23 protein-coding genes are annotated in these 23817 nt (G+C 31.0%); 17 read left to right on the forward strand and 6 right to left on the reverse strand.

Annotated elements, in window-relative coordinates:
- The gene (locus BWR22_RS08345; RefSeq protein WP_076733229.1) at nt 1-1347 is read left to right on the forward strand and encodes an HlyD family secretion protein; all 1347 of its coding nucleotides are present in this window, start codon (nt 1-3) and stop codon (nt 1345-1347) included.
- A 1-nt stretch (nt 1348) separates the two neighbouring features.
- Nucleotides 1349-2734 carry a TolC family protein gene (locus tag BWR22_RS08350; RefSeq protein ID WP_076733230.1) on the forward strand — a complete coding sequence of 462 codons (1386 nt, stop codon included), beginning with the start codon at nt 1349-1351 and terminating at the stop codon, nt 2732-2734.
- A gap of 60 nt (nt 2735-2794) precedes the next feature.
- On the opposite strand, the gene BWR22_RS08355 is transcribed toward BWR22_RS08350, so the two are convergent.
- Both BWR22_RS08355 and BWR22_RS08360 read right to left on the reverse strand, forming a co-directional pair.
- Complete coding sequence (locus BWR22_RS08355; RefSeq protein WP_076733231.1) at nt 2795-3247, reverse strand: cold-shock protein; 453 nt, start codon at nt 3245-3247, stop codon at nt 2795-2797.
- Nucleotides 3248-3345: 98 nt separating this feature from the next.
- On the reverse strand, nt 3346-4038 hold the full coding sequence (locus BWR22_RS08360) for a hypothetical protein (RefSeq protein ID WP_076733232.1): 693 nt from the start codon (nt 4036-4038) through the stop codon (nt 3346-3348).
- A gap of 164 nt (nt 4039-4202) precedes the next feature.
- Between BWR22_RS08360 and BWR22_RS08365 the strand changes: the two genes are divergently transcribed.
- The gene (locus tag BWR22_RS08365; protein ID WP_076733233.1) at nt 4203-4394 is read left to right on the forward strand and encodes a hypothetical protein; all 192 of its coding nucleotides are present in this window, start codon (nt 4203-4205) and stop codon (nt 4392-4394) included.
- Between the two features lie 68 nt (nt 4395-4462).
- Nucleotides 4463-4597, forward strand: coding sequence for a hypothetical protein (locus BWR22_RS14485; protein WP_262495103.1), 135 nt, complete (start codon nt 4463-4465; stop codon nt 4595-4597).
- A gap of 60 nt (nt 4598-4657) precedes the next feature.
- Here BWR22_RS14485 and BWR22_RS08370 read toward each other — a convergent pair whose 3' ends face one another.
- Complete coding sequence (locus tag BWR22_RS08370; protein ID WP_076733234.1) at nt 4658-6646, reverse strand: alpha-ketoacid dehydrogenase subunit alpha/beta; 1989 nt, start codon at nt 6644-6646, stop codon at nt 4658-4660.
- Nucleotides 6647-6792: 146 nt separating this feature from the next.
- Here BWR22_RS08370 and BWR22_RS08375 point away from each other — a divergent pair, with 146 nt between their 5' ends.
- From BWR22_RS08375 to BWR22_RS08400, 6 genes are all read left to right on the forward strand, one after another.
- Nucleotides 6793-7740, forward strand: coding sequence for an isopenicillin N synthase family dioxygenase (locus BWR22_RS08375; protein ID WP_076733235.1), 948 nt, complete (start codon nt 6793-6795; stop codon nt 7738-7740).
- Nucleotides 7741-7815: 75 nt separating this feature from the next.
- Complete coding sequence (locus BWR22_RS08380; RefSeq protein WP_076733236.1) at nt 7816-8142, forward strand: translation initiation factor; 327 nt, start codon at nt 7816-7818, stop codon at nt 8140-8142.
- A 3-nt stretch (nt 8143-8145) separates the two neighbouring features.
- Nucleotides 8146-9075 carry a DUF1835 domain-containing protein gene (locus BWR22_RS08385; RefSeq protein WP_076733237.1) on the forward strand — a complete coding sequence of 310 codons (930 nt, stop codon included), beginning with the start codon at nt 8146-8148 and terminating at the stop codon, nt 9073-9075.
- Nucleotides 9076-9945: a nucleoside phosphorylase gene (locus tag BWR22_RS08390; RefSeq protein WP_076733238.1), complete on the forward strand. Its 870-nt coding sequence runs from the start codon at nt 9076-9078 to the stop codon at nt 9943-9945. It begins immediately after the preceding gene.
- A gap of 4 nt (nt 9946-9949) precedes the next feature.
- Nucleotides 9950-10804 (forward strand): substrate-binding domain-containing protein, encoded by an 855-nt coding sequence (locus BWR22_RS08395; protein ID WP_076733239.1) that lies wholly within the window; start codon nt 9950-9952, stop codon nt 10802-10804.
- Between the two features lies 1 nt (nt 10805).
- Complete coding sequence (locus BWR22_RS08400; RefSeq protein ID WP_076733240.1) at nt 10806-11312, forward strand: hypothetical protein; 507 nt, start codon at nt 10806-10808, stop codon at nt 11310-11312.
- Here the strand turns inward: BWR22_RS08400 and BWR22_RS08405 are convergent.
- Nucleotides 11299-11964, reverse strand: coding sequence for a uracil-DNA glycosylase (locus BWR22_RS08405; RefSeq protein WP_076733241.1), 666 nt, complete (start codon nt 11962-11964; stop codon nt 11299-11301). The two genes, BWR22_RS08400 and BWR22_RS08405, sit on opposite strands and share 14 nt — an antisense overlap.
- A gap of 146 nt (nt 11965-12110) precedes the next feature.
- On the opposite strand from BWR22_RS08405, the gene BWR22_RS08410 reads away from it, so the two are divergent.
- From BWR22_RS08410 to BWR22_RS08425, 4 genes are all read left to right on the forward strand, one after another.
- Nucleotides 12111-13604: a YfcC family protein gene (locus BWR22_RS08410; RefSeq protein WP_076733242.1), complete on the forward strand. Its 1494-nt coding sequence runs from the start codon at nt 12111-12113 to the stop codon at nt 13602-13604.
- Between the two features lie 17 nt (nt 13605-13621).
- Nucleotides 13622-14752, forward strand: coding sequence for an FAD-dependent monooxygenase (locus BWR22_RS08415; protein ID WP_076733243.1), 1131 nt, complete (start codon nt 13622-13624; stop codon nt 14750-14752).
- A 229-nt stretch (nt 14753-14981) separates the two neighbouring features.
- On the forward strand, nt 14982-15548 hold the full coding sequence (locus tag BWR22_RS08420; RefSeq protein WP_076733244.1) for a hypothetical protein: 567 nt from the start codon (nt 14982-14984) through the stop codon (nt 15546-15548).
- A 264-nt stretch (nt 15549-15812) separates the two neighbouring features.
- On the forward strand, nt 15813-17984 hold the full coding sequence (locus BWR22_RS08425; protein ID WP_076733245.1) for an endonuclease MutS2: 2172 nt from the start codon (nt 15813-15815) through the stop codon (nt 17982-17984).
- Nucleotides 17985-18085: 101 nt separating this feature from the next.
- Here the strand turns inward: BWR22_RS08425 and dnaK are convergent, their stop codons facing one another.
- Nucleotides 18086-20005: a molecular chaperone DnaK gene (gene dnaK, locus BWR22_RS08430; protein ID WP_076733246.1), complete on the reverse strand. Its 1920-nt coding sequence runs from the start codon at nt 20003-20005 to the stop codon at nt 18086-18088.
- 199 nt (nt 20006-20204) lie between these two features.
- On the opposite strand from dnaK, the gene BWR22_RS08435 reads away from it, so the two are divergent.
- Nucleotides 20205-21629 carry an L-serine ammonia-lyase gene (locus BWR22_RS08435; protein ID WP_076733247.1) on the forward strand — a complete coding sequence of 475 codons (1425 nt, stop codon included), beginning with the start codon at nt 20205-20207 and terminating at the stop codon, nt 21627-21629.
- Nucleotides 21630-21652: 23 nt separating this feature from the next.
- Here the strand turns inward: BWR22_RS08435 and BWR22_RS08440 are convergent, their stop codons facing one another.
- Nucleotides 21653-22111, reverse strand: coding sequence for a nuclear transport factor 2 family protein (locus BWR22_RS08440; RefSeq protein ID WP_076733248.1), 459 nt, complete (start codon nt 22109-22111; stop codon nt 21653-21655).
- Nucleotides 22112-22220: 109 nt separating this feature from the next.
- Here BWR22_RS08440 and panB point away from each other — a divergent pair, with 109 nt between their 5' ends.
- The gene (panB, locus tag BWR22_RS08445) at nt 22221-23039 is read left to right on the forward strand and encodes a 3-methyl-2-oxobutanoate hydroxymethyltransferase (protein ID WP_076733249.1); all 819 of its coding nucleotides are present in this window, start codon (nt 22221-22223) and stop codon (nt 23037-23039) included.
- A 44-nt stretch (nt 23040-23083) separates the two neighbouring features.
- The gene (locus BWR22_RS08450; RefSeq protein WP_076733250.1) at nt 23084-23791 is read left to right on the forward strand and encodes an RluA family pseudouridine synthase; all 708 of its coding nucleotides are present in this window, start codon (nt 23084-23086) and stop codon (nt 23789-23791) included.
- Nucleotides 23792-23817 lie beyond the last annotated feature (26 nt).

The raw sequence follows: 23817 nt of genomic DNA on the forward strand, positions 1-23817 counted from the left end.
ATGCTAAACATATCTACAAATAAATTAAACGAAAAAGTAGACATTTCTAAGTATATGTCTTATAAAAAAGCTTTTAATAAAAAGCATTTTAAACAGTTTAACAGACTTCTTATTTCATTTGCTATAATCTGTATAATTGTATTGCTTTTGCCATGGACGCAAAGTATTTCGGCTAGTGGAGCCGTAACAACACTTACGCCAGATCAAAGACCACAAAGCATACAATCGCCTATTCCTGGACGTATAGAAAAATGGTTTGTACGCGAAGGTGATTTTGTAAAAAAAGGAGATACAATTCTTTTTATTTCTGAAGTAAAGGATGATTATTTTAACCCAAATTTGGTAAAAATTACAGGCGAGCAAATAAACTCAAAAGCAGCTTCTGTAGAAAGTTACGGTTTAAAAGTTAAAGCGTTAAACAATCAAATTTCAGCACTATCTAAAGAACGTGTTTTAAAAATTAAACAAGCCGAAAACAAACTATTGCAATCTAAACTTAAAATGAAAAGCGATAGTATAGATTTTGAAGCAGCAAAAACAAATATTGAAATAGCAAGAAAACAACTTAATCGTGCAGAGATTTTAGAAAAAGAAGGACTAAAATCTTTAACCGATGTTGAACAAAAACGCTTAAAACTTCAAGAAACAGAAGCAAAATTAATATCTCAAGAAAATAAATTTCTAGCTTCAAAAAACGAAATTTTAAATGCTCAAGTAGAAATTACGCGTTTAAAAGCTTCATATATAGATAAAATATCTAAAGCACAAAGCGATAAATTTACTGCAGAATCTAACCAATATGATGCCAAAGTACAAGTTTCAAAATTAGAAAATAACCGTACTAATTATGAAATAAGAAATGCTATGTATTATATAAAAGCACCATTAGATGGCTATATAAACAAAGCTATAAAAACAGGAATTGGTGAAAGTTTTAAAGAAGGCGAACGCATTGTTGGTATTATGCCAGCAAATTACGATCTGGCTGTAGAAACCTATATAGATCCTATAGATTTGCCTTTAGTGCATATTGGCGAAACATTTAGAGTACAGTTTGATGGTTGGCCAGCAATAGTATTTAGTGGTTGGCCTAATGTATCGTACGGTACGTACGGTGCAAAAGTAATTGCAATAGAAAATTTTATAAGTAGTAACGGTAAATTTAGAATTCTTTTAGCTCCAGATAAAAACGATTATAAATGGCCAACTGCAATTAGAGTTGGATCTGGCGTTAGAGCTATTGGTTTATTAGAAGACGTACCTATTTGGTTTGAAGTCTGGAGACAATTAAACGGATTTCCACCAAATTATTACCAACCAAAAAACAGTGACAACAAAACAAAATAGTATGAAAAAAAACCTATTGTTATTTTGCATTTTACTGTATGCTAATGCGTTTTCACAAAGCATAAATGATTTAGAATTAAGCTTTGAAGAATATATAAGCTACGTAAAACAATTTCACCCAATTGTTAAACAAGCAAATTTAAAACTAGAAGAAGGAGAATATAATTTATTAAAAGCACGTGGAAGTTTTGACCCAAAAATTGAAGCAAATTACGACCGTAAAGATTTTAAAAATAAAGATTATTATAATTTATTTAATGCAACATTTAAAGTTCCAACTTGGTATGGTGTAGAATTAAAAGCAAATTTTGAAAATAATGATGGTCAATATTTAAATCCACAAAACAATGTACCAGATGATGGTTTATTTTCTGCAGGAATATCTGCTTCTTTAGGACAAGGATTAATTATTAATGAAAGAATGGCTACTTTACAAAAGGCCAAATATTTTATAGAGCAAAATAAAGCAGAAAGAACCTTAACTGTAAATAAAGTTTTATACGATGCATCAATAGCTTATTTTGAATGGCTTCAAGCTTACAACGAGCAAAAAATGTACAGTCGTTTTCTAGAAAACGCTAAAACGCGCTATAATGGAGTACGAAAAAGCGTTTTAGCAGGAGATAAACCAGGAATAGATAGTTTAGAAGCCAATATTAATATTAATAACAGAAAATTATCTTTAGAGCAGTCTAGTATTAAATTTTTAAAAAACACTTTAAAAGTGTCTAATTTTTTATGGTTAGATTCTGGCGTACCTATAGAGATTAATAGTAGCGTAACACCTGCTCAATTATCAGAAAACACAGTAAACCAAGTTTTAAATTTAAATCAAGACATTGAATTTGAAATAGATAATCATCCAAAATTAAATGCTTTAAACAATAAAATTAAAAGTTTAGATGTAGATGCTAAGCTAAAAGCTAATAAGTTATTACCTAAGGTTGATGTGCAATATAATTTTATTACTGAAAATCAAGACATTAGCAATAGCTACAGCCTAAACAATTATAAACTAGGGTTAAATGTCTCGTTTCCATTGTTTTTAAGAAAAGAACGCGGAAACTTAAAATTAACAAAGCTAAAAATTGACGCTTCAAAATTTGAACGTTTAAATACCGGCATAGCAATTACTAATAAGGTTGAAGCTTTAAAAAAAGAACTTGATTCTTATATTACACAAATAGAATTAATAGATGCTGTAGTTAAAGATTATAATACACTACTTAATGCTGAAGAAAGAAAATTTAGCTTTGGAGAAAGCTCTGTGTTTTTAATTAACTACCGAGAGTCCAGTTTAATTGATGCAGAATTAAAAGCTTTAAAACTAAAAAATATGTTTTATAAAACTAAAGTAAAGCTTTTTGAAGCATTAGGAAATATTTAAAAAAAAAGCCTTGATTAAAAATCAAGGCTAACGTGTGTTCAATCACAGTTAATAGCAATATTATACTTTTTTAACACGAACGGCGTTTAAACCTTTCATGCCTTTTTCTAGTTCAAATTGTACTTTGTCGTTTTCTGTAATTTCATCAATTAAACCACTAACGTGACAAAAGTATTTTTCTTGGTCTTCGGTATCTATAATAAAACCAAAACCTTTAGATGAGTCGTAAAATGAAACTTTTCCTTTTCTAATTGGATCTACTTCTGGCAAATCTTCTTTTTTAGGCACACCTAAAATAATATTATCTGCTTTTACTTTAATTTTATCTTCTGGATCTGGCGGCGTATCTACTAAATTACCGTTAAAATCTACGTAAGCAAACTGTATTCCGTCTGTACCATTTTCTTCCTTAGCGGCCTTTCTAGCCTCCATTTTCTTACGTTTGTCTTCTCTTTTCTTTAAGCGCTTTTTTTCTTTTTCTAATTTGTTAAATGTCTGTTGCGACTTTGCCATTCTTTTTTTGTGTAAGTATTAATAATTGACTGAATTGTCAATTAATTTTGTAAAAATACGATTTTCTATTGATTTATTAAAGGAAATAATAAAGTTTACTATTCTTCGTCCTTTGCCTTAACCACTGTTATAGTTGCTTTTACTCCTGTAGCCAAATTCCATTGGTTAGTAATAAATGCTTTACCAGAGTCGTCTAAGACTTGAAACTCTGCAGTGTTTGGACCACTTGTTCCTTGATTTAAAGCTTCGAACTCTATAATATTGTCTCCAGGTTCTAATGTTAAAAAGAAACCTTTACTGTGGTTTTGAAGTAATACTCTAGATTGAGCTATATTTCCATTCACATAAACACGTATTATATCTCCATCTTCTGCTTGATGGTCTCTATATATAATATTAACGCGTTTGGCTTTTGTACTATATTCTCCTAAATATTGAGTTACCTCACTCCCATTATGTTTTCTCTCTTCGTCTGGTCTTAATTTTAAAGCATTTTTTAATTGCTTTTGGTATAACTCGGCAGGATTTCTAAACTTATTCTCTTTAATCATAGAAAACTCCTTGCGCTCTGCAACTGGTAACTTTTCTTTTTTTGGTAAAACTATTTCGTTTTCTTCTTCTTTATCAGGCTCTGCACTGTTTTTTTCTTCAGGCATGATAATAAGTTCGTTATCTGCTTTTGGGTCCTCAACTTCTTGAGCAGGAATAATTATAGATTTATTTTCACTATCTATTTGTGCATTTAAACAAAATGCTAAAAGTGTAAAAACAAAAAATAAATTATACTTCATTATTAATAAAAAATTGTATTTGTCAAAAATAAACCAAAAACCGTACCGAAATATTAAAATTTTATTAATTCTAATATTTTATCAGTCAACTTTATAAAATGCTATTATACAAATAATATAAAAGCACTTTAAAATAGAAAAAATCTTTACAAAAATGTTAAAATATGTTAAATACGTACTTTGTAATACATAGTACTGTAACAAATTTAATTTTCCGTCGTCTTTATAATATAACAAATAATTTATCAATCATTTTTAAACCAATCATTATGAGAACTTTAAACAACAATCAATTATCAGGAACTTTAGAAGGAACAAAAAGTAACACTTGGAATTCTAGAAGACGTTATAGATAACAAAAAAAAATCATCAATCAATACTGGAATACATTATTGCAGTAAACCAATCAACAAAAACCTAAATTATGAAAGCTATTATTAACAACTTAAGAAGAACAAATTGCATTACTGAAAACAATTTACATGTTAGTAGAGAAATCTTAAAATTCAGCAATACAACAAACGGATTATGGAATGGTGCAAAACGCTATGCATATTAATAATAACTCGATTAATTGATAAAAAACCAGTGAATTAGGGTTCACTGGTTTTTTTATTTTTTAATAAGCAAGTAACGCTAATAATTCATCTTCAAACTTATCTCGCGCTAAATATTGATCTTCTAAATGATTTATAAAAGGTATTGGTGTTTCTAAACTAGCTACACGTTTAACAGGAGCATCTAAACTTTCAAAACAATTTTCCATTATTAAAGCTGAAATATCACTAGCAATACCTCCAAAAAGTGAATCTTCTTGTAAAATAATTACACGACCTGTTTTTTTAGTTGATGCATAAATAGTTTCTGTATCTAATGGTTGTAAGGACCTTAAATCAATAACATCGGCAGAAATATCTTTATGTTTTTCTAATGTGTTTAATGCCCAATGTACTGCTTGACCATATGCAATTATAGTAATATCGGTACCTTGTTTTAGTGTTGCTGCTTTACCAAAAGGTATTGTAAAGTAATCTGTTGGAACTTCTTGGCGAATGCTTCTATATAGTGCTTTATGCTCAAAAAACAACACTGGATTAGGATCGTTAATTGCTGTCGCTAATAAGCCTTTAGCATCTTTTGGAAATGCTGGATAAACCACTTTTAAACCTGGTGTTTTTGTAAACCAAGCTTCGTTTGTTTGACTATGAAAAGGTCCTGCCGCTACTCCTGCTCCACATGGCATTCTAAGTACAACATCGGCATTTTGATTCCAACGATAATGCGACTTCGCTAAATAATTTACAACTGGATTGAAACCTGAGGTTACAAAATCGCTAAACTGTAATTCTACAATACTTTTAATTCCTGCTATACTTAATCCCATAGCAGTCTCTATTATTGCAGACTCACAAATTGGTGTGTTACGTACTCTATCTTTACCAAAAGCTTCAACAAAACCATCTGTAATTTTAAAAACACCTCCATATTCCGCAATATCTTGACCCATAATTACTAAGTCGTCATGCTTTTCCATAGACTGCTTTAAACCTTCATGGATAGCGTCTATTAAACGCAGTTCGTTTGTGTTTGAAGATTCTTCAATGTTTTGATATTCAAAATCTTTATAAACATCATTTAATTCATTACTTTCAGTAGAAACAATTACTTCTTCTGCATTGGTTTTATCTAAATGTGTATCTATTTCTGCTTTAATTTCAGCTTTAAAAATAGCATCTTCTTTTTCTGTTAAAACACCTTCTGTTAATAAATGTAATCTATAATTTTCTATTGGATCTTTTTCTGCCCACTGGTCCATTAAATCTTGCGGTACATATTTGGTACCGCTAGCCTCTTCATGACCACGCATTCTAAATGTTTTAAACTCTATTAAAACTGGACGTGGTTTTTTTCTAATACTTTCTGTAATCTCAGAGATTTTAGTGTAAACTTCTAAAATATTATTGCCGTCTATAATATGAGACTCCATGCCATAGCCTAAAGCTCTATCTGCTAAATTTTCGCAATTATATTGCTCTTTAGTAGGTGTCGATAATCCGTATCCATTATTTTCAATACAAAAAAGTACAGGTAATTGCCATACAGACGCAACATTTAAAGCCTCGTGTATATCACCTTCACTAGTTCCGCCTTCTCCAGTAAAAACTGCTGTAACTTGATTTTTGTTTTTTAATTTACTTGCTAAAGCAATACCATCTGCAACGCCAAATTGTGGTCCCAAATGAGAAATCATACCAACAATATTAAACTCTTGAGTTCCAAAATGGAACGAGCGGTCTCTACCTTTTGTAAAACCATTTGCTTTACCTTGCCATTGGCTAAACAAACGGTAAAGAGGAATTTCTCGCGTTGTAAAAACACCTAAATTTCTATGCATAGGTAAAATATATTCTTCTGCTTGCATAGCCATTGTAACTCCCACCGAAATAGCCTCTTGACCAATACCAGAAAACCATTTACTTATTTTACCTTGACGTAGCAAAATAAGCATCTTCTCCTCTATTAAACGAGGCTTAAGCATAGTTTTATAAAGCGCTATTTTAGTTGTAGTAGAAAGTTTGGTTTTTTTATATTTTATGTTAGATTTCATTAGTATATTAAATATGGTAAATAAGGTTTATCAAATATAACATTATTGACTATAAATTGATAAATGAAGCTAATTATTATTGATTATTAAATATGCAATCTTTTCTTTACATTTGTATATAGACGATTTAAAAATTATTGTAATAGATGACAAGTATACCAAGTGTTAATTTAGAAGATTTTCTTTCTGATGACCCAAAGAGAAAACAAAAATTTATAGATGAAATAGGAAAAGCTTATCAAGAAATTGGTTTTGTTGCTTTAAAAGGACACTTTTTAGATGACAAACTAGTAGATAGTTTATACTCTGAAATTAAAAACTTTTTCTCTCTTCCAGTTGAAGAAAAACGTAAATACGAAATTCCCGGTATAGGTGGCCAACGTGGTTACGTTTCTTTTGGAAAAGAAAGTGCAAAAGGTAAAAAAGAAGGTGATTTAAAAGAGTTTTGGCACTTTGGTCAATACGTAGAAGATGACCCAGAACGCGCTAAAGAATATCCAGAAAATGTAGAAGTAAAAGAAGTACCAGCATTTAATAAAGTAGGAAAAGAAGCCTACCAAATGTTAGAAAAAACAGCAAAATATGTTTTACGTGCTTTAGCTTTACATTTAGACTTAGAAGAAACATATTTTGATAACTATATACATAATGGTAATTCCATTTTAAGACCAATACATTATCCACCAATTACCGAAGAGCCTAAAGCTGCGGAACGTGCTGCCGCTCATGGAGACATTAATTTAATTACATTATTAATGGGTGCTCAAGGTCGTGGGTTACAAGTACAAAATCATGATGGCGAATGGATTGATGCTATTGCAGAGCCAGACGAATTAATGATTAATGTTGGAGACATGTTATCTCGCCACACAAACAACAAATTAAAATCTACAATACATAGAGTAATTAATCCACCAAGAGAACTTTGGGGAACTAGCCGCTACTCTATTCCTTTTTTCATGCATCCAATTAGCGAAATGAAATTAGATGTTTTAGATAGTTGTGTAGACGAAAATAATCCTAAGCAATACGAAGATATTACTGCAGGAGAATTTTTAAACCAACGTCTTATTGAATTAGGACTTAAAAAATAAACAGTAATCAGTCATCAGTTAGAAGTAGATATTTTAAACTGATGACTGTTTTATTGAATACTTCACACTTAAAAAATGGATTTAAAAGACCAATTAAAAAATCTTTTTCCCGATCACGAAGAAAAAGACATTGAACCTACAACAGAAGATCAAGGTCTTTGGTTGCAGGATGATCCTATTATTTGTAAATACGAAAAACGAAAAGGAAAACCTATTACCATATTAGAAGGTTATACCGGTGCCACAGAAGATTTTAAAGCTTTAGCTAAAGAGTTAAAACAAAAATTAAGTGTTGGTGGAAGTTTTAAAGACGACAAAATTATAATTCAAGGAGATTATAGAGATAAGATAATGACAATGTTAAAAGAAAAAGGTTTTAATGTAAAACGTGTTGGAGGATAAATAATGAGCAATACAACTCTACATATAACTAATGGCAATGCTTTAACAACTTACTTAGAGAAGCTTAATTTTGAAGGAGATATACTTACATGGCACGAAATGTTATGCGAAGGTCCAACACAAAAAGAAATTAATACAAATAGTTTTTTTAAAGCTAGGAAAGCATTTTTAGAAAGTACTTATGATGCCGAATATGATATAGATAAAATAAAATCGGAATTAAATAAACTAAACGATGTTTCTAATTATACGGAAATAGTATTATGGTTTGAGTACGATTTATTTTGCCATATTAACATGATAGCCGCAATAAGTTTAATAAAACAAAAAGAAATAAAACTACCTTTATATTTAGTGTGTAGTGGTCGTGTTGAAGGAGAAAAAGGCCTAAAAGGAATTGCTCAATTATCAGAAAAGCAATTATTACAACACTATAAAGACAAGATAAAGCTAAATGTAGATGATATTGCAACAGCCCAGAAAGCTTGGCGAATTTATAGTGAAAAAGACCATACACTATTTAAAGAATTAATTATTAGGCCCTCTAACTTTAAATATTTAAGCAACTGCTTAAAAGCACATTTAAGACGTTTTCCAGACACAAGAAGCGGACTCAATACTTTAGAATACAACACATTAAAACTAATTAAAGAACATAGTATAAAATCTAGACATCACCTTTTAGGTTATTGTTTGCATTACCAAGGCTATTATGGTTTTGGAGACCTTCAATTAAAACGTATGATAGATGAATTAGATTTATTTTACAATGAAACCGAAGACACTTTAACATTAAATAGGAATGGACACCTAGCCTTAGAGCATCAAAAAAACTTTTTAAAAATGTTAAATGTTGATTTTGAGTTTGGTGGTACAAACAAATCAGATTATCAATACTATAAAAAAGAGAGCAAACTAATTGCTAGTATTTAAATGACAATTAAAGAATCAGAATTAATATTAAATCCAGATGGTAGTGTTTATCACTTAAATCTTAGGCCAGAACATATATCTAACAATATCATAACTGTTGGCGATCCAGACCGTGTGTCTAGCGTTACAAAACATTTTGATAATATAGAATTCGAAACTAAAAAAAGAGAGTTTCATACACAAACAGGAACTTATAAAGGCAAACGTATTACAGTAATTTCAACAGGAATTGGTACAGATAATATAGATATTGTTTTTAACGAATTAGATGCTTTAGTAAATATAGACTTAGAGTCTAGACAAATTAAAAAAAATCTTACCGCTCTAAATATTGTTAGAATTGGTACTTCTGGTTCTATACAAAAAGACATTCCCATAGATTCTTTTTTAATAAGTGAATTAGCTGCTGGTTTTGATAGTTTATTACATTTTTACGATAGTGAGGCATTTCAAAATAAAGATATTTCAAACGCATTAATAAAACACACTAACTGGTACGAAGCAAAATCTAATCCATATGTTGTTAATTGCAATAAAGAGCTACTAAACAAGTTAAGTTCTAGTAAAACCGTAAAAGGATTTACTGCTACAAATGTTGGCTTTTATGGACCACAAGGTAGAATTTTAAGGTTAGCGCTTCAGGATAACGAATTAAACAATAAATTAGCAAGCTTTAATTATAACGGTAAAGCCATTACAAATTTAGAAATGGAAACCGCTGGAATTTATGGCATATCAAATCTTTTAGGACACAAAGCATTATCTATGAATGCAATTATAGCTAATCGAGCCACAGGAGAATTTAGTGAAAACCCAACAAAAACAGTTGACGATTTAATTGTTTATACATTAAACAAACTAGTAGAATAAGTAGATGAAAACAATAAACATAGGAGGTGTTCCAGAGCATTTTAATTTAGCCTGGTATTTAGGTTTAAAAAATGCTGAGTATAAAGAAGCAAATATAAACCTACGTTGGAAAGACTATTTTGGTGGCACAGGTGCTATGTGTAAAGGACTTCGCGATGGAGACATAGATATGGCTGTTATTTTAACCGAAGGTATTATTAAAGATATTATCGCAGGAAATGGCTGTAAAATTGTTCAAGTTTTTGTTGAAACGCCTCTTATTTGGGGAATCCATGTAGACGCAAAATCTAATTATAAAACTATTGAAGATTTAAAAGGAACAAAAGCAGCAATTAGTCGTTACGGCTCAGGTTCACATTTAATGGCTTACGTAAACGCACAAAATAACGGTTGGGATTTAGAAAAAGATTTAAACTTTGAAGTTATTAAAAATCTTGATGGAGCTGTAGAAGGCTTAACAAAAGGAACAGCCGACTATTTTATGTGGGAAAAATTCATGACAAAACCTATAGTAGACAAAGGCGTTTTTAGACGTATTGGTAATTTACCAACACCGTGGCCTTGCTTTGTTATTGCTGTTCGTGAAGATTTTTTAACAGAGAATAAAGCAGATATTAAAACCATTTTAGAGATTGTAAACAATACAACTTCAGAATTTAAAGATATTCCAAGTATAGACAGAATGATTGCAAATCGTTACGAACAAGAATTAGAAGATGTGCAAGAATGGTTAAGTTTAACCGAGTGGTCGCAAGAAAACATTAGTAAAGAAACAATAGCAAAAGTCCAAGACGAGTTGTTTGCTTTAAATATTATTCCTGAAAAATGGAAATATGAAGATTTAGTCGAAAATTTATAATGTGAAGACAGTTAACTTTCTATTATACTTTTTCTTATTACTAACTTATGCTTGTAAAGATTCTGCAAAAGCTAATGCTCTTTTTATAGACTGCTTAAACTCTAATAATATTCATTCTGAAGAACATTTAAAAAATGCAATTTATAGTTACGAACTATATTTATTATCTATAGGAGAAATAAAAGATAATTCCGGAGAGAGTTACTTAAAACTATTAAGAAGTTTAGCAGATAATAAAATTACAAACATTAAAGAACCTTTTTCAAAAAACATAAGTCCTTTTAGTATAGATTTTAAAGGTTGTGGCAAGCATTTAAATGCTGGTGATAATAAAATGAAACAGGTCAAAACACTTGTTTCGTCTTTATCAAACAATAAATCAAATATTCATTCTATTAGCGATAAACTATACTATATTTTAAATAAAGATGATTTTGACATAGTATTTTATAAACTAGTAACTTTTACACTTATAGATTATAATGTTTTAAAAATTACCAATTTATAGTTTTAAAACCGTTAGCTTTTAAAAGATTATTAGCCTCACTAAAATGTTTATTACCAAACCAATAGCCTCTATTTGCGCTTAATGGCGAAGGATGACCTGAACTTAAAATAAAATGTTTTTTGGAGTTAATAAGCTTAGCTTTTTTCTTAGCAAAACCTCCCCAAAGCAGAAATATTACATTTTCTTTATTATCACTAATAGTTTGTATTACAGCATCTGTAAACGTTTCCCAACCTTGTTTTTGGTGACTTCCAGCTTCGTGAGCCCGAACGGTTAAAGTAGCATTTAGTAAAAAAACACCTTGCTCTGCCCAACGTTCTAGATTTCCGCTTATAGGATATGGAATATTTAAATCGTTTTCAATTTCTTTAAATATATTAATTAATGAAGGTGGATGTTTTACACCGTCATTAACGCTAAAACATAGACCATTAGCTTGGTTAAAATTATGATATGGATCTTGACCAATAATAACAACTTTTAAATCGTTGAAAGCACACTTTTCAAAAGCATTAAAAATTAATGGTCCAGGCGGGAAACATTGCTCGTTTTTATATTCAGATTTTACAAATTGAATTAAAGACTCAAAATACGGTTTATTAAATTCATTTTTTAAATATGGCTTCCAGCTATCGTGAATATCTATTGTCATTCTTTTTTAAAAATTGAAAATAAAAATAATACTATATTTAGTATTGTTAAAGAAATTTCACGATTTTGTCCTTTAAAATAAAATTGAAAAACGTAACTCAAATAAATATTCTAAAATAAATTTCTGCTTATGCAGTAATACCAAGCATGAAAACACTTAAATTCCCAACAGCACAAACCATTTTACTTATAATAGCAGCATTAGTTACACTCTTAACTTGGGTTGTACCAGCAGGTAAATACGACACTTTAGTTTATAATAAAGAAACTAATAATTTTACACAAGCCAATTCCGAAAAGTCTATAAGCCTGCATGCCACACAAGAAACTTTAGATGGTTTAGCTATTAAAATTCCTTTAGAAAAATTTACAAGTGGCGATATTTATAAAGCTATAAACATACCAAATACTTACAAACAATTAGAAGCAAAACCTCAAGGAATATTCGAGTTTATAAAATCTCCTGTAAAAGGTATTATTGAAGCTGCAGATATTATATTTTTAGTCTTAATCATTGGCGGATTAATAGGCATAATAAATAGCACTGGTGCTTTTGATGCTGGTATTGCATGGTTAGCCAATGCCTTAAAAGGCAGAGAGTTTATCCTAATTATTTTAGTTACAACTTTAGTTGCCATTGGTGGTACAACATTTGGCTTTGCCGAAGAAACTATTGCCTTCTTCCCTATTTTAATACCAGTATTTTTAGCTGCTAAATACGATGCTTTAGTTGGTGTTGCCTCTATATTTATTGGCTCTTCTATTGGTACTATGTGCTCAACAATAAATCCATTTAGTAGTATTATAGCTAGTGATGCCGCAGGAATAAACTGGACAACTGGAGCAGTAGGAAGATTAATAATGCTTCTATCTTGTTTAACTATTTGTATTATATATATTTTACGCTATGCAAGTAAAGTAAAAAAGGATCCAACAAAATCAATAATTTACGATCAACAACAACAAATAGCAGCATTATTTTCTACTAACACAACAGAAACAGTGAATTTTACTACACGTTTACGTTTAGCTTTATTTGTTTTTTCAATGTGTTTTGCAATTATGATTTACGGTGTTGTATTTTTAGAATGGTGGTTTGTAGAAATGACAGCTACATTTTTAGTTGGAGCCATTATAATAGGAATTATAACCGGCATAAAAGAATCTACATTTGTGGATACATTTGTAAAAGGCGCTTCAGATTTATTAGGAGTAGCATTAATTATTGGTATTGCACGTGGTATAACCGTAATTATGGCAGATGGCTTAATAAGCGACACCATGTTATATTATGCAAGCGATGTTACAAATGGAATGAACAAAGGTGTATTTGCAAATGCTATAACAGGTATTTATGCGGCACTTTCATTTTTTATTCCAAGTTCTTCAGGAATGGCAGTATTAACAATGCCAATAATGTCGCCTTTAGCCGATGGTGTAGGCGTTGGACGCGAAATTGTAGTAAATGCTTATCAATATGGTATGGGATTATTTTACTTAATAAACCCAACAGGATTAATTTTAGCCTCATTAGCCATAGTAAAAGTTGGCTTTAATAAATGGCTAAAATTTATAATGCCTTTGTTTATTATTTTGGTTGTATTTACTTTATTAGTAATGACTGTTTCCGTATATTTATAAGAAGAAAAAAAACTTAAATGTACACTATTATAGGCGCTGGAATTGGTGGTTTAACTACTGCTCTAGTCTTCGAGAAATTAAACATTAAGTATCAATTATTTGAAAAAGCAAAAGGTCCAAACGCATTAGGTGCAGGTATTTGGTTAGCGCCAAATGCACTACAAGTTATGGAGTTTGCTGGTGTTTTAGACACTGTAACTAAAGTTGGAAATGTTGTTAATCGAATTACATTAGCTAATCAAAAACTAAAACCTTTGGCCGATAGTAGTCAACTACCAGCTAAAGAAAAATATGGTTTTTCAACACTTGCCATACATCGTGCTAAACTACAGTTAGCGTTAATACAATCTATACCAAAGGAAAAAATACACTGGAATAAAGCCTTTAAATTTTATAAAGAAGAACAAGACGCTTTAACTATTGCTTTTCAAGATGGCTCCACTATAAAAAGTAAATATCTTATTGCTGCAGACGGCATAGATTCTAAAGTAAGAGCACAATTGTTTCCTAAATCGCAAATACGTTATTCTGGCCAAACCTGTTGGCGTGGTGTTATGCAACATCCCTTACCTTTAGAATATAAGGATAGAGGTATAGAAATGTGGGGAAAAGGCATTAGGTTTGGGCTGTCTCAACTTTCGGAAACAGAAACCTCTTGGTTTGCCGTTAAAAACAGTAAAGCTTTTCAAAAAGATGACAAAACGGTTTTAAAAAATAAGCTCACCTCCTATTTTAAAGAGTTTCATCCTTTGGTTAATGAGTTAATTAATAAAACAGAAATAAATCATATTTTAAGAAACGATATTACCGATTTAAAACCCATAAAAAGTTGGCAAAAAGGTAACATATGCCTAATTGGTGACGCCGCACATGCTACAACGCCTAACATGGGACAAGGCGGAGCACAAGCTATTGAAGATGCTTACTACTTAGGAAAATTAATAGCAAAACATCCCAATAAAAATAATTTTGAACAATTTGAAAAAAAACGCTTTAAGCGCGTTAATAGTATTGTAAAACAATCCTGGTTCACTGGTAAGATTGCAAACTTAAACACAGGAACCTCTATTAGAAATGCTATATTTAGTACAATTCCTAAAAAAATGATAGACAAAAACATGTACTCTGTTTACGATTTAAAAGACTAAATAATAAGATTAATTGATTGTCAATCAATTTCGTGATACACTTTCTTTAAAAACTATAACATATACACAATCAATTGTTAAAAACTTAGCTATCAAAAGATTAAATTCTCTTGATTTAAAAACTGTAAAAATCTAACTTCGCTTAACGAATGATAGAAAACATTCCATCGTTTCATATTAGAGAAATTTGGCATGCATTTAACACAACGCTAAAAACAAAATTTAGAACATGAGATTCTGGTTAGGATTTTTTATTGCACTTTTTGGAGGCTTAATTGGAATAGGTCTTTTACGTGATTTGATAAAGTCAATTTTTACTGGAATTAATGATTTTCATCTTGACATTGTTTCTGTTTTAATGCTTGTCCTTGGACTAATTATTACTGCAATAGATAATTCAAAGCAATCGAAATATTTAAAAAAGTTAGAAGACGAACAAGTTGGGAGAACACTCAAACCAAATCAAAGAAATAATCTTTTAGAAGACTTGAAAAATCTTCCAATTATAAAAGTGGTTTTAATGGGTATTCAAGGAGATAGAGAATCTATTAGATTCGCAAACACAATTAAAGAAGTCTTAATTGAGGCTGGTTGGGAAGTTGATGGAGTCTGGGAGGAAATAATAATTGGTGGAGTTGGCTCAGGTGTAATAATTCGTGAAAATTCAGTAAAACAAGACTCAATGGGAAATACTATCAATGGAACATTTAATAAAAATAATATCAACACGCGAGTAGTAGAAAAAACAGGCCTTTCGTCTGAACGAATTGAAATAATAATTGGTTCCCGTCCTTGAAGTGTTGTAAAGAAAATTAATAAAAAACGACATGCCAACAATGTATAACCGCAATTACGGCGGATTCGACTACGTCCGAATCCACTCGGAATTGCTAACGTCAGTGCTAAACCGAAAATAATCGCTAATTTAACCCGTAACTGACGGTTATACTAAACCGTTAAGCGAACTCCTTCAAAATTCATAATCTCACTTCTATTCCGTAACTTTGTTAAGCTATAAAAGAAACAATTTTCAGATTCCTGTTTATTCAGGAATAATACTATGATAAATATCCACAAAAAAACACTACAAGATTTAGAGTTTGCTACTGTTTTAGAACAAATTAGCGAATATTGTGTTACCAATTTAGGCAACAAAGAAGCTTTAACTATAGAACCTTATAGAGATAAAGAACAATTACTAAACGCCTTACAATTAACAAATGAATATGTATCGTCATTTTATAATGATAACCGCATACCAAATCATGGTTTCGATGCTATTACTAAAGAGTTACAATTATTAAATATTGAAAACACCTATTTAGAAACACATAGTTTAAAAAAAATTGTATCTATCTCGATAACAGCAAACGAGATTGTTAAGTTTCTAAATAAATTTGAAGAATACTATCCAAACCTAAAACAATTTGCTTCACGTATAGAAGTTACTACTGTAATTATAGAAAAAATAGACAGTATTGTTGATCGTTTTGGAGATGTAAAAGATAACGCCTCTACTCTACTTTACGAGATTAGACAATCTATGAACGTGCTTAAAGGCAAAATTAATTCAAGTTTTACATCGGCTTTAAACCAATACCATAATTTAGATTACTTAGACGATATTAGGGAATCTGTAGTAGAAAACAAACGTGTTTTAGCTGTAAAAGCTATGTATAGACGTAAAGTTAAAGGTGCTATTATGGGTGGAAGTAAAACAGGAAGCATTGTTTATATTGAACCTGAAACTACGCTACAACACACACGAGAACTTAATAATCTTGAATACGAAGAAAGCGAAGAAGTTGTACGTATTTTAAAAGATGTCACTAATTTTTTACGAGATTTTTTACCGTTAATAGAACAATATCAAACGTTTTTAATTGCCATAGATGTTATTGCTGCAAAGGCAAAATACGCTAAATCTATGGATGCTATTTTACCAGAAATTAGCGATAAAAAAGAATTGTTTTTGCGCGACGCCTACCATCCTATTCTATATTTAAATAATTTAGAAAAAAAAGAAAAGACCTTTCCGCAAACCATACAATTAAATAACGATAGTAGAATTATTGTTATTTCTGGACCAAATGCTGGAGGAAAAAGTATTACATTAAAAACAGTTGGCTTACTGCAATTAATGCTACAAAGTGGCATGTTAATTCCTGTTCACGAGCGTAGTGTGGTTACAATTTTCGACAGAATTCTTACAGATATTGGAGACAACCAATCCATAGAAAACCATTTAAGTACTTACAGCTACCGTTTAAAACAAATGAATTACTTTTTAAAGAAAGTAAATAAAAACACATTATTTTTAATAGACGAATTTGGTACAGGATCCGATCCAGAATTAGGTGGAGCTTTAGCTGAAACGTTTTTAGAAGAATTTTATGCCAGAAATGCCTTTGGTATAATTACTACACATTATGCTAATCTTAAAATGTTAGCTAATGAAAAAGATGAAATGATAAATGCTAACATGATGTTCGATGAACGTACATTAGAACCTATGTACAAGTTAGCATTAGGTCAAGCAGGAAGTTCGTTTACTTTTGAAGTAGCACAAAAAAATGGAATTCCGTATAGTTTAATAAACCGTTCTAAAAAGAAAATAGAACGTTCTAAAGTGAGGTTTGATGCTACAATTGCTAAATTGCAAAAGCAAAGAGCAAAGCTTGAAAAAACAAGTGAATCTTTAAAAGTAAATGAAAAGAAAAAACAATCTGAAGCAGATAAACTTGAGGAAATAAATGCTAAAATTCAAAAAAAACTAGAAAACTACCAAGAATTGTACGACAGTAACCAGCGTTTAATTTATTTAGGACAAAAGGTTAACGATATTTCCGAGAAGTATTTTAGAGACAAAAGAAAACGTGAGCTTATGGCAGAACTTTTTAAGCTAGTACAAATTGAAAACTCTAAGCGTAAAAAGATATCTGCAAAACAAGCTAAAGCAGAAAAAAATAAAGAGAAACAAATAAAGCAAGAAGCAGAGAAAAAGGTAGAAGTTATTCGTAAAAAAAAGAAAGAAGAAAAAGCGAAAGCTAAACTTGTAACAGAAAAACCTAAACCTGTTTTAAAAATTGGTGATCGCGTAAGAATGCACGATGGTCGTGCAATTGGCACCATAGATACGCTAGAAAAAAATAAAGCTGTAGTAAATTATGGCATATTTACTACCAATGTAAATGTAGATTTGCTAGAATTGGTAGAAGCAGTAAAAAAGTAACAAATTATTATTAAAATAAGAGTATAAAAAAACGCAATCAAAATAATGATTGCGTTTTTTATATTTATGAATTCCGCATTCTACACGGAATGACAACATGCTTATTTTACTTCTTCAAAATCTACATCTTCAACATCATCTGTAGAATCAGATGCTTGTCCTTTAGCTCCTGCTCCTGCATCAGTTGGTCCACCTTCTTGTGCTCCACCTTGTGCTTCTTGCTGTGCTTTGTACATTTCTTCACTTGCTACTTTCCAAGCTTCGTTAATTTTCTCTAACGCTGGCTCGATTACAGCAATATCTTTAGTTTCGTAAGCTGCTTTTAATTCTGTTAAAGCTTCTTCAATTGGAGCTTTCTTATCATCAGATAATTTATCACCAAATTCTTTAAGTTGTTTTTCCGTTTGGAAAATCATAGAATCTGCTTCGTTTAATTTCTTAGCATTTTCTGCTGCTTTTGCATCTGCTTCTGCATTTGCTTCAGCATCTGCTTTCATTTTCTGGATTTCTTCTTCAGTTAAACCAGAAGATGCTTCAATACGAATATCTTGAGATTTGTTTGTAGCTTTATCTGTAGCCGAAACTTTAATAATTCCGTTAGCATCAATATCAAACGTTACTTCAATTTGTGGTACACCTCTTTGTGCTGGTGGAATACCGTCTAAGTGAAAACGTCCTATTGTTTTGTTATCTCCTGCCATGGCACGTTCACCTTGTAATACGTGGATTTCCACTGAAGGTTGATTGTCTGCTGCTGTAGAGAATACTTGCGATTTTTTAGTTGGAATTGTAGTATTTGCTTCAATAAGTTTTGTCATTACATTACCCATTGTTTCAATACCTAATGATAAAGGTGTTACATCTAAAAGTAATACATCTTTAACATCTCCAGTTAAAACTCCACCTTGAATTGCTGCTCCTAAAGATACAACTTCGTCTGGGTTTACACCTTTACTTGGCGCTTTTCCAAAGAATTTTTCTACTGCTTGCTGTACCGCTGGAATACGTGTAGATCCACCTACTAATATAATTTCATCAATATCAGATTTTGATAATCCTGCAGATTTTAATGCTGCTTGGCAAGGCTCAATAGTTCTTTTAACTAAATCGTCAATTAACTGCTCGAATTTAGAACGAGTTAATGTACGTACTAAGTGTTTTGGTCCAGATGCAGTAGCAGTTATATAAGGTAAGTTAATTTCTGTTTGCTCAGAAGACGATAACTCAATCTTAGCTTTTTCTGCTGCTTCTTTTAAACGTTGTAAAGACATTGGATCTTTACGTAAATCCATAGACTCTTCAGCGTTAAACTCATCGGCTAACCAGTTAATAATTTTCTCATCTACGTCATCTCCACCTAAGTGCGTATCACCATCTGTAGCTAAAACTTCAAATACACCATCTCCTAATTCAAGGATAGATACATCGTGTGTTCCACCACCAAAATCGAATACTACTATTTTTTGGTCTGTTCCTTTTTTGTCCATACCATAAGCTAAAGCTGCTGCTGTTGGCTCGTTAATAATACGACGTACTTTTAAACCTGCAATTTCACCAGCTTCTTTTGTAGCTTGACGTTGTGCATCGTTAAAGTATGCTGGTACAGTAATAACAGCTTCTCCTACTGAAGTCCCTAAGTAATCTTCAGCAGTTTTCTTCATTTTTTGTAATACCATTGCAGATAACTCTTGTGGCGTATATAAACGACCGTCAACATCTACACGAGGTGTATCGTTATCTCCTTTTACTACTTTATATGGTACACGTTCTGCTTCGTTTTTAGACTCAGAATATTTGTTACCCATAAAACGTTTAATAGAATAAACAGTTTTTGTTGGGTTTGTTACTGCTTGTCTTTTTGCTGGATCTCCAACTTTAATTTCTCCACCTTCTACAAAGGCGATTACTGATGGTGTTGTTCTTTTACCTTCAGCATTTGGGATAACTACTGGCTCGTTACCTTCCATTACAGAAACGCAAGAGTTGGTAGTTCCTAAATCGATTCCAATAATCTTACTCATAATTTATGTTTTTGTTTTTATATTTCCGCGTAAGCGAAAGTTTGTTTTAATTAATATTTACGATTGGAATAAGTCAATGATTATGCCATTAGAAAAAATGTGACAGGTTGTCATAACACAAAAAAAATATGAGTTATTTTAAAATACCATAGAAACCAAAAACCTATATTTGCTTAACTAAAAAAAGGATTAAATAATTATGGAATGTATTTCGGTTTTCGATATGCTTAAAATTGGTGTAGGACCTTCAAGCTCTCACACTTTAGGACCTTGGCGTGCTGCCGAAAGATGGTTGCATGAATTAAAACAAGACAATGTTTTTAACGATGTAACTAGAGTTCAAGTAGATTTATATGGTTCTTTATCACTAACAGGTAAAGGTCATGCCACAGACTTAGCTGTAATGTTAGGTTTAAGCGGAAGCGATCCAGAATACATACCAACAGAAACTATAGATATTATTATTGCATCTATAGAGAATACAGAGAAATTGGTTTTAGGAAATGAAAAAATAATAGATTTTGATAAAAACTCTGAAATTATTTTTAACCGCGTATTTCTCCCATTTCATTCTAACGCAATTACATTTACTGCTTTTAGTATGAATACAGAAATTCATCAATCTACTTTTTATTCCATTGGTGGTGGATTTGTTATAAAAGAAGAACGTACCGTTGATGCCGAAAATAAAGAGTTAATAAAAGAATTTCCTTTTCCAAGTCATACCGCAACACAGCTTTTAAATTTTTGTAATACCGAAAACAAATCTATTTCTGAAATTGTTTTAGAAAACGAACGCTCTCTAAGAGACGATGAAAAAATAGATTTCGAATTAAATAGAATTTGGCAAACCATGCTTGACTGCATGTTTACAGGCTGCCACACAGAAGGCACTTTGCCTGGAGGATTAAATGTGCGTAGGCGTGCTTTTGATATGCATAAGAAATTAAATATTGAAATGCCATACGTTACCTCTCAAGACTGGCTACAGTCTATAAGACAAAGTGAAGTAAAATTTCGCCAAATTTTAAAATGGGTAAGTTGCTTCGCATTATCTGTAAACGAAGTTAATGCTTCTCTTGGCCGTGTAGTTACAGCTCCTACAAATGGTAGTGCTGGAGTAATACCAGCTGTATTAATGTATTATATGGTTATAGAAAATCATGATGCAAGTTTTAAAGAAATTAAACAATTTCTTTTAGTAGCCGGAGAAATTGGCAGTATATTTAAAAAAGGTGCTACAATCTCTGCTGCAATGGGAGGCTGCCAAGCCGAAATTGGAGTGAGCTCTGCAATGGCTGCTGGTGCCTTAACAGAACTTCTTGGTGGTACACCAGAACAAGTTATGATTGCTGCAGAAATTGCTATGGAACACCATCTTGGTCTTACTTGCGATCCTATTGGCGGATTAGTACAAATTCCTTGTATAGAAAGAAACTCTATGGGAGCAATAAAAGCAATTAATGCTGCTGAACTTGCACTAGAAACAGACCCAAAAAATGTAAAAGTACCTTTAGATAAAGTGGTTGATACTATGTGGGAAACAGCAAAAGATATGAATAATAAATACAAAGAAACTTCCACTGGAGGTTTAGCTGTAAGAGTAAATATGGCAGATTGCTAATTTAATTTTAAATAAGCTTTAAGCTATTGCTTACAATTTTCACGTCTTCGTGTATCTACTAAATAAAAAATTTGCCAAGTATTATTCTGTTTAATTAATTGAAAAGAGTTTACACCGCAATGGCTAAATTTTGAATTAAACCAAAACTCGTAATTTGTCCATACATTAGCCATATTGCCATCTATTTGAATATTATAACTCAATATTTTTTCTTGAAATGTGCTTTCTTTTGGTATAGAAACTATAGATTTTAAAAAGTCTGATCCTTTTGTTGTAGAAAGTTCTACAACTCCTCCTCTATCTTTACCTACAGTTTGTAATATTAAAGACTTATGCATTAAAGGTTTCATTATCAAACTATCTTGTTTGTGAAAACCTTCAAAAAAAGTTTCAATTGTGTTTTTAATTTCAATTTCATTTTGAGTTTGCGCATTAATACTTCCATATAAAAATAAAGAAAGGATTACTATAACTTGTTTCATAATTTTATAGAATATTTAATAGCAAGGTATTGTTTTTTAGAATTAAATAAAAATAACGCTATATATAGTAAATTTAGTATTTTTACAGTCTATACTTAATTTTAAATAAATGTCTGTAGCAAAAAAAGAATATAAAAGAGTCACTGTCAAATCTTTAGTCGATATGAAAAAACGTGGAGAAAAAATCTCTATGTTAACTGCTTATGATTATACAATGGCAAAAATTGTTGATGGTGCTGGTATTGATGTTATTTTAGTTGGTGATTCTGCTAGTAATGTTATGGCCGGTCATGAAACTACACTACCAATAACTTTAGACCAAATGATTTATCATGCATCTTCTGTTATTCGTGCCATAGAACGTGCTCTTGTTGTTGTAGATTTACCTTTTGGTAGCTACCAAAGCGACCCAAAAGAAGCCTTACGCTCTGCCATAAGAATAATGAAAGAATCTGGTGGACATGCAGTAAAAATGGAAGGTGGTAAAGAAGTAAAAGATTCTATAAAACGTATTCTTCATGCTGGAATTCCTGTAATGGGACACTTAGGTTTAACACCACAATCTATATATAAATTTGGAACTTATACCGTTCGTGCTAAAGAAGAACAAGAAGCGCAACGCCTTAAAGAAGACGCTATTATGCTTGAAAAAGCAGGTTGTTTTGCTATTGTTTTAGAAAAAATACCAGCAAAATTAGCTCAAGAAGTTGCTAAAAGTGTTTCTATCCCTGTAATTGGCATTGGTGCTGGTGCTGGTGTAGATGGCCAAGTTTTAGTTACACATGACATGATTGGAATGACTCATGAATTTAATCCTCGTTTTTTACGTAGATATATGAATTTATATGAAGAAATGACCAACGCTTTTACACAATATGGAGAAGATGTAAAATCTGGTGATTTTCCAAATAACGATGAGCAATATTAATCAACTAGAATTTAGCAGTTAAGCTATTTATTATTCTTGAATTTGTGACTAAATTTTCAGACAAAGTACTATCAAACAAAAATAACTTACAAGTTATTTATGAAGATAACCATATTATTGTGGTTAATAAACGTGCTGGAGATATTGTACAAGGTGATAAAACTGGAGATAAACCATTAAGCGATGTTGTAAAAGAATATATTGCAGATAAATACAATAAGCCAGGTAATGTGTATTTAGGTACAGTACATAGGCTAGATAGACCAACAACTGGCTTAGTAATATTTTCTAAAACTAGTAAAGCATTACCTCGATTAAATAAGCTATTTGTATCTAAAGATATTTCAAAAACTTATTGGGCTTTAGTAAAAAACCCACCAGAAAAAGAAATAGGCACTTTAATACATTGGTTAAAAAAGAATCCAAAAAACAATAAATCCAAAGCTCATAAAAATGAAGTACCAGATAGCAAAAAAGCTATTTTACACTATAAAACTATTAAACAATTAGATAACTATTATCTTTTAGAAGTAAATTTAGAAACTGGTCGTCATCATCAAATTAGAGTGCAACTATCAACTATTGGTTGTCCTATAAAAGGAGATTTAAAATATGGATTCGATCGTAGTAATAAGGATGCAAGTATAAGTTTACATGCTAGAAACATTAAATTTATACATCCTGTTTCTAAAATTAACTTAAATATTACCGCACCATTACCAATAGATACTGTTTGGCAAGCGTGTTTGTAACGCAATTTAATATTCTTAAGATTTAT

The organism is Lacinutrix venerupis, assembly GCF_001971745.1.
Taxonomy (GTDB): Bacteria; Bacteroidota; Bacteroidia; order Flavobacteriales; family Flavobacteriaceae; genus Lacinutrix; species Lacinutrix venerupis.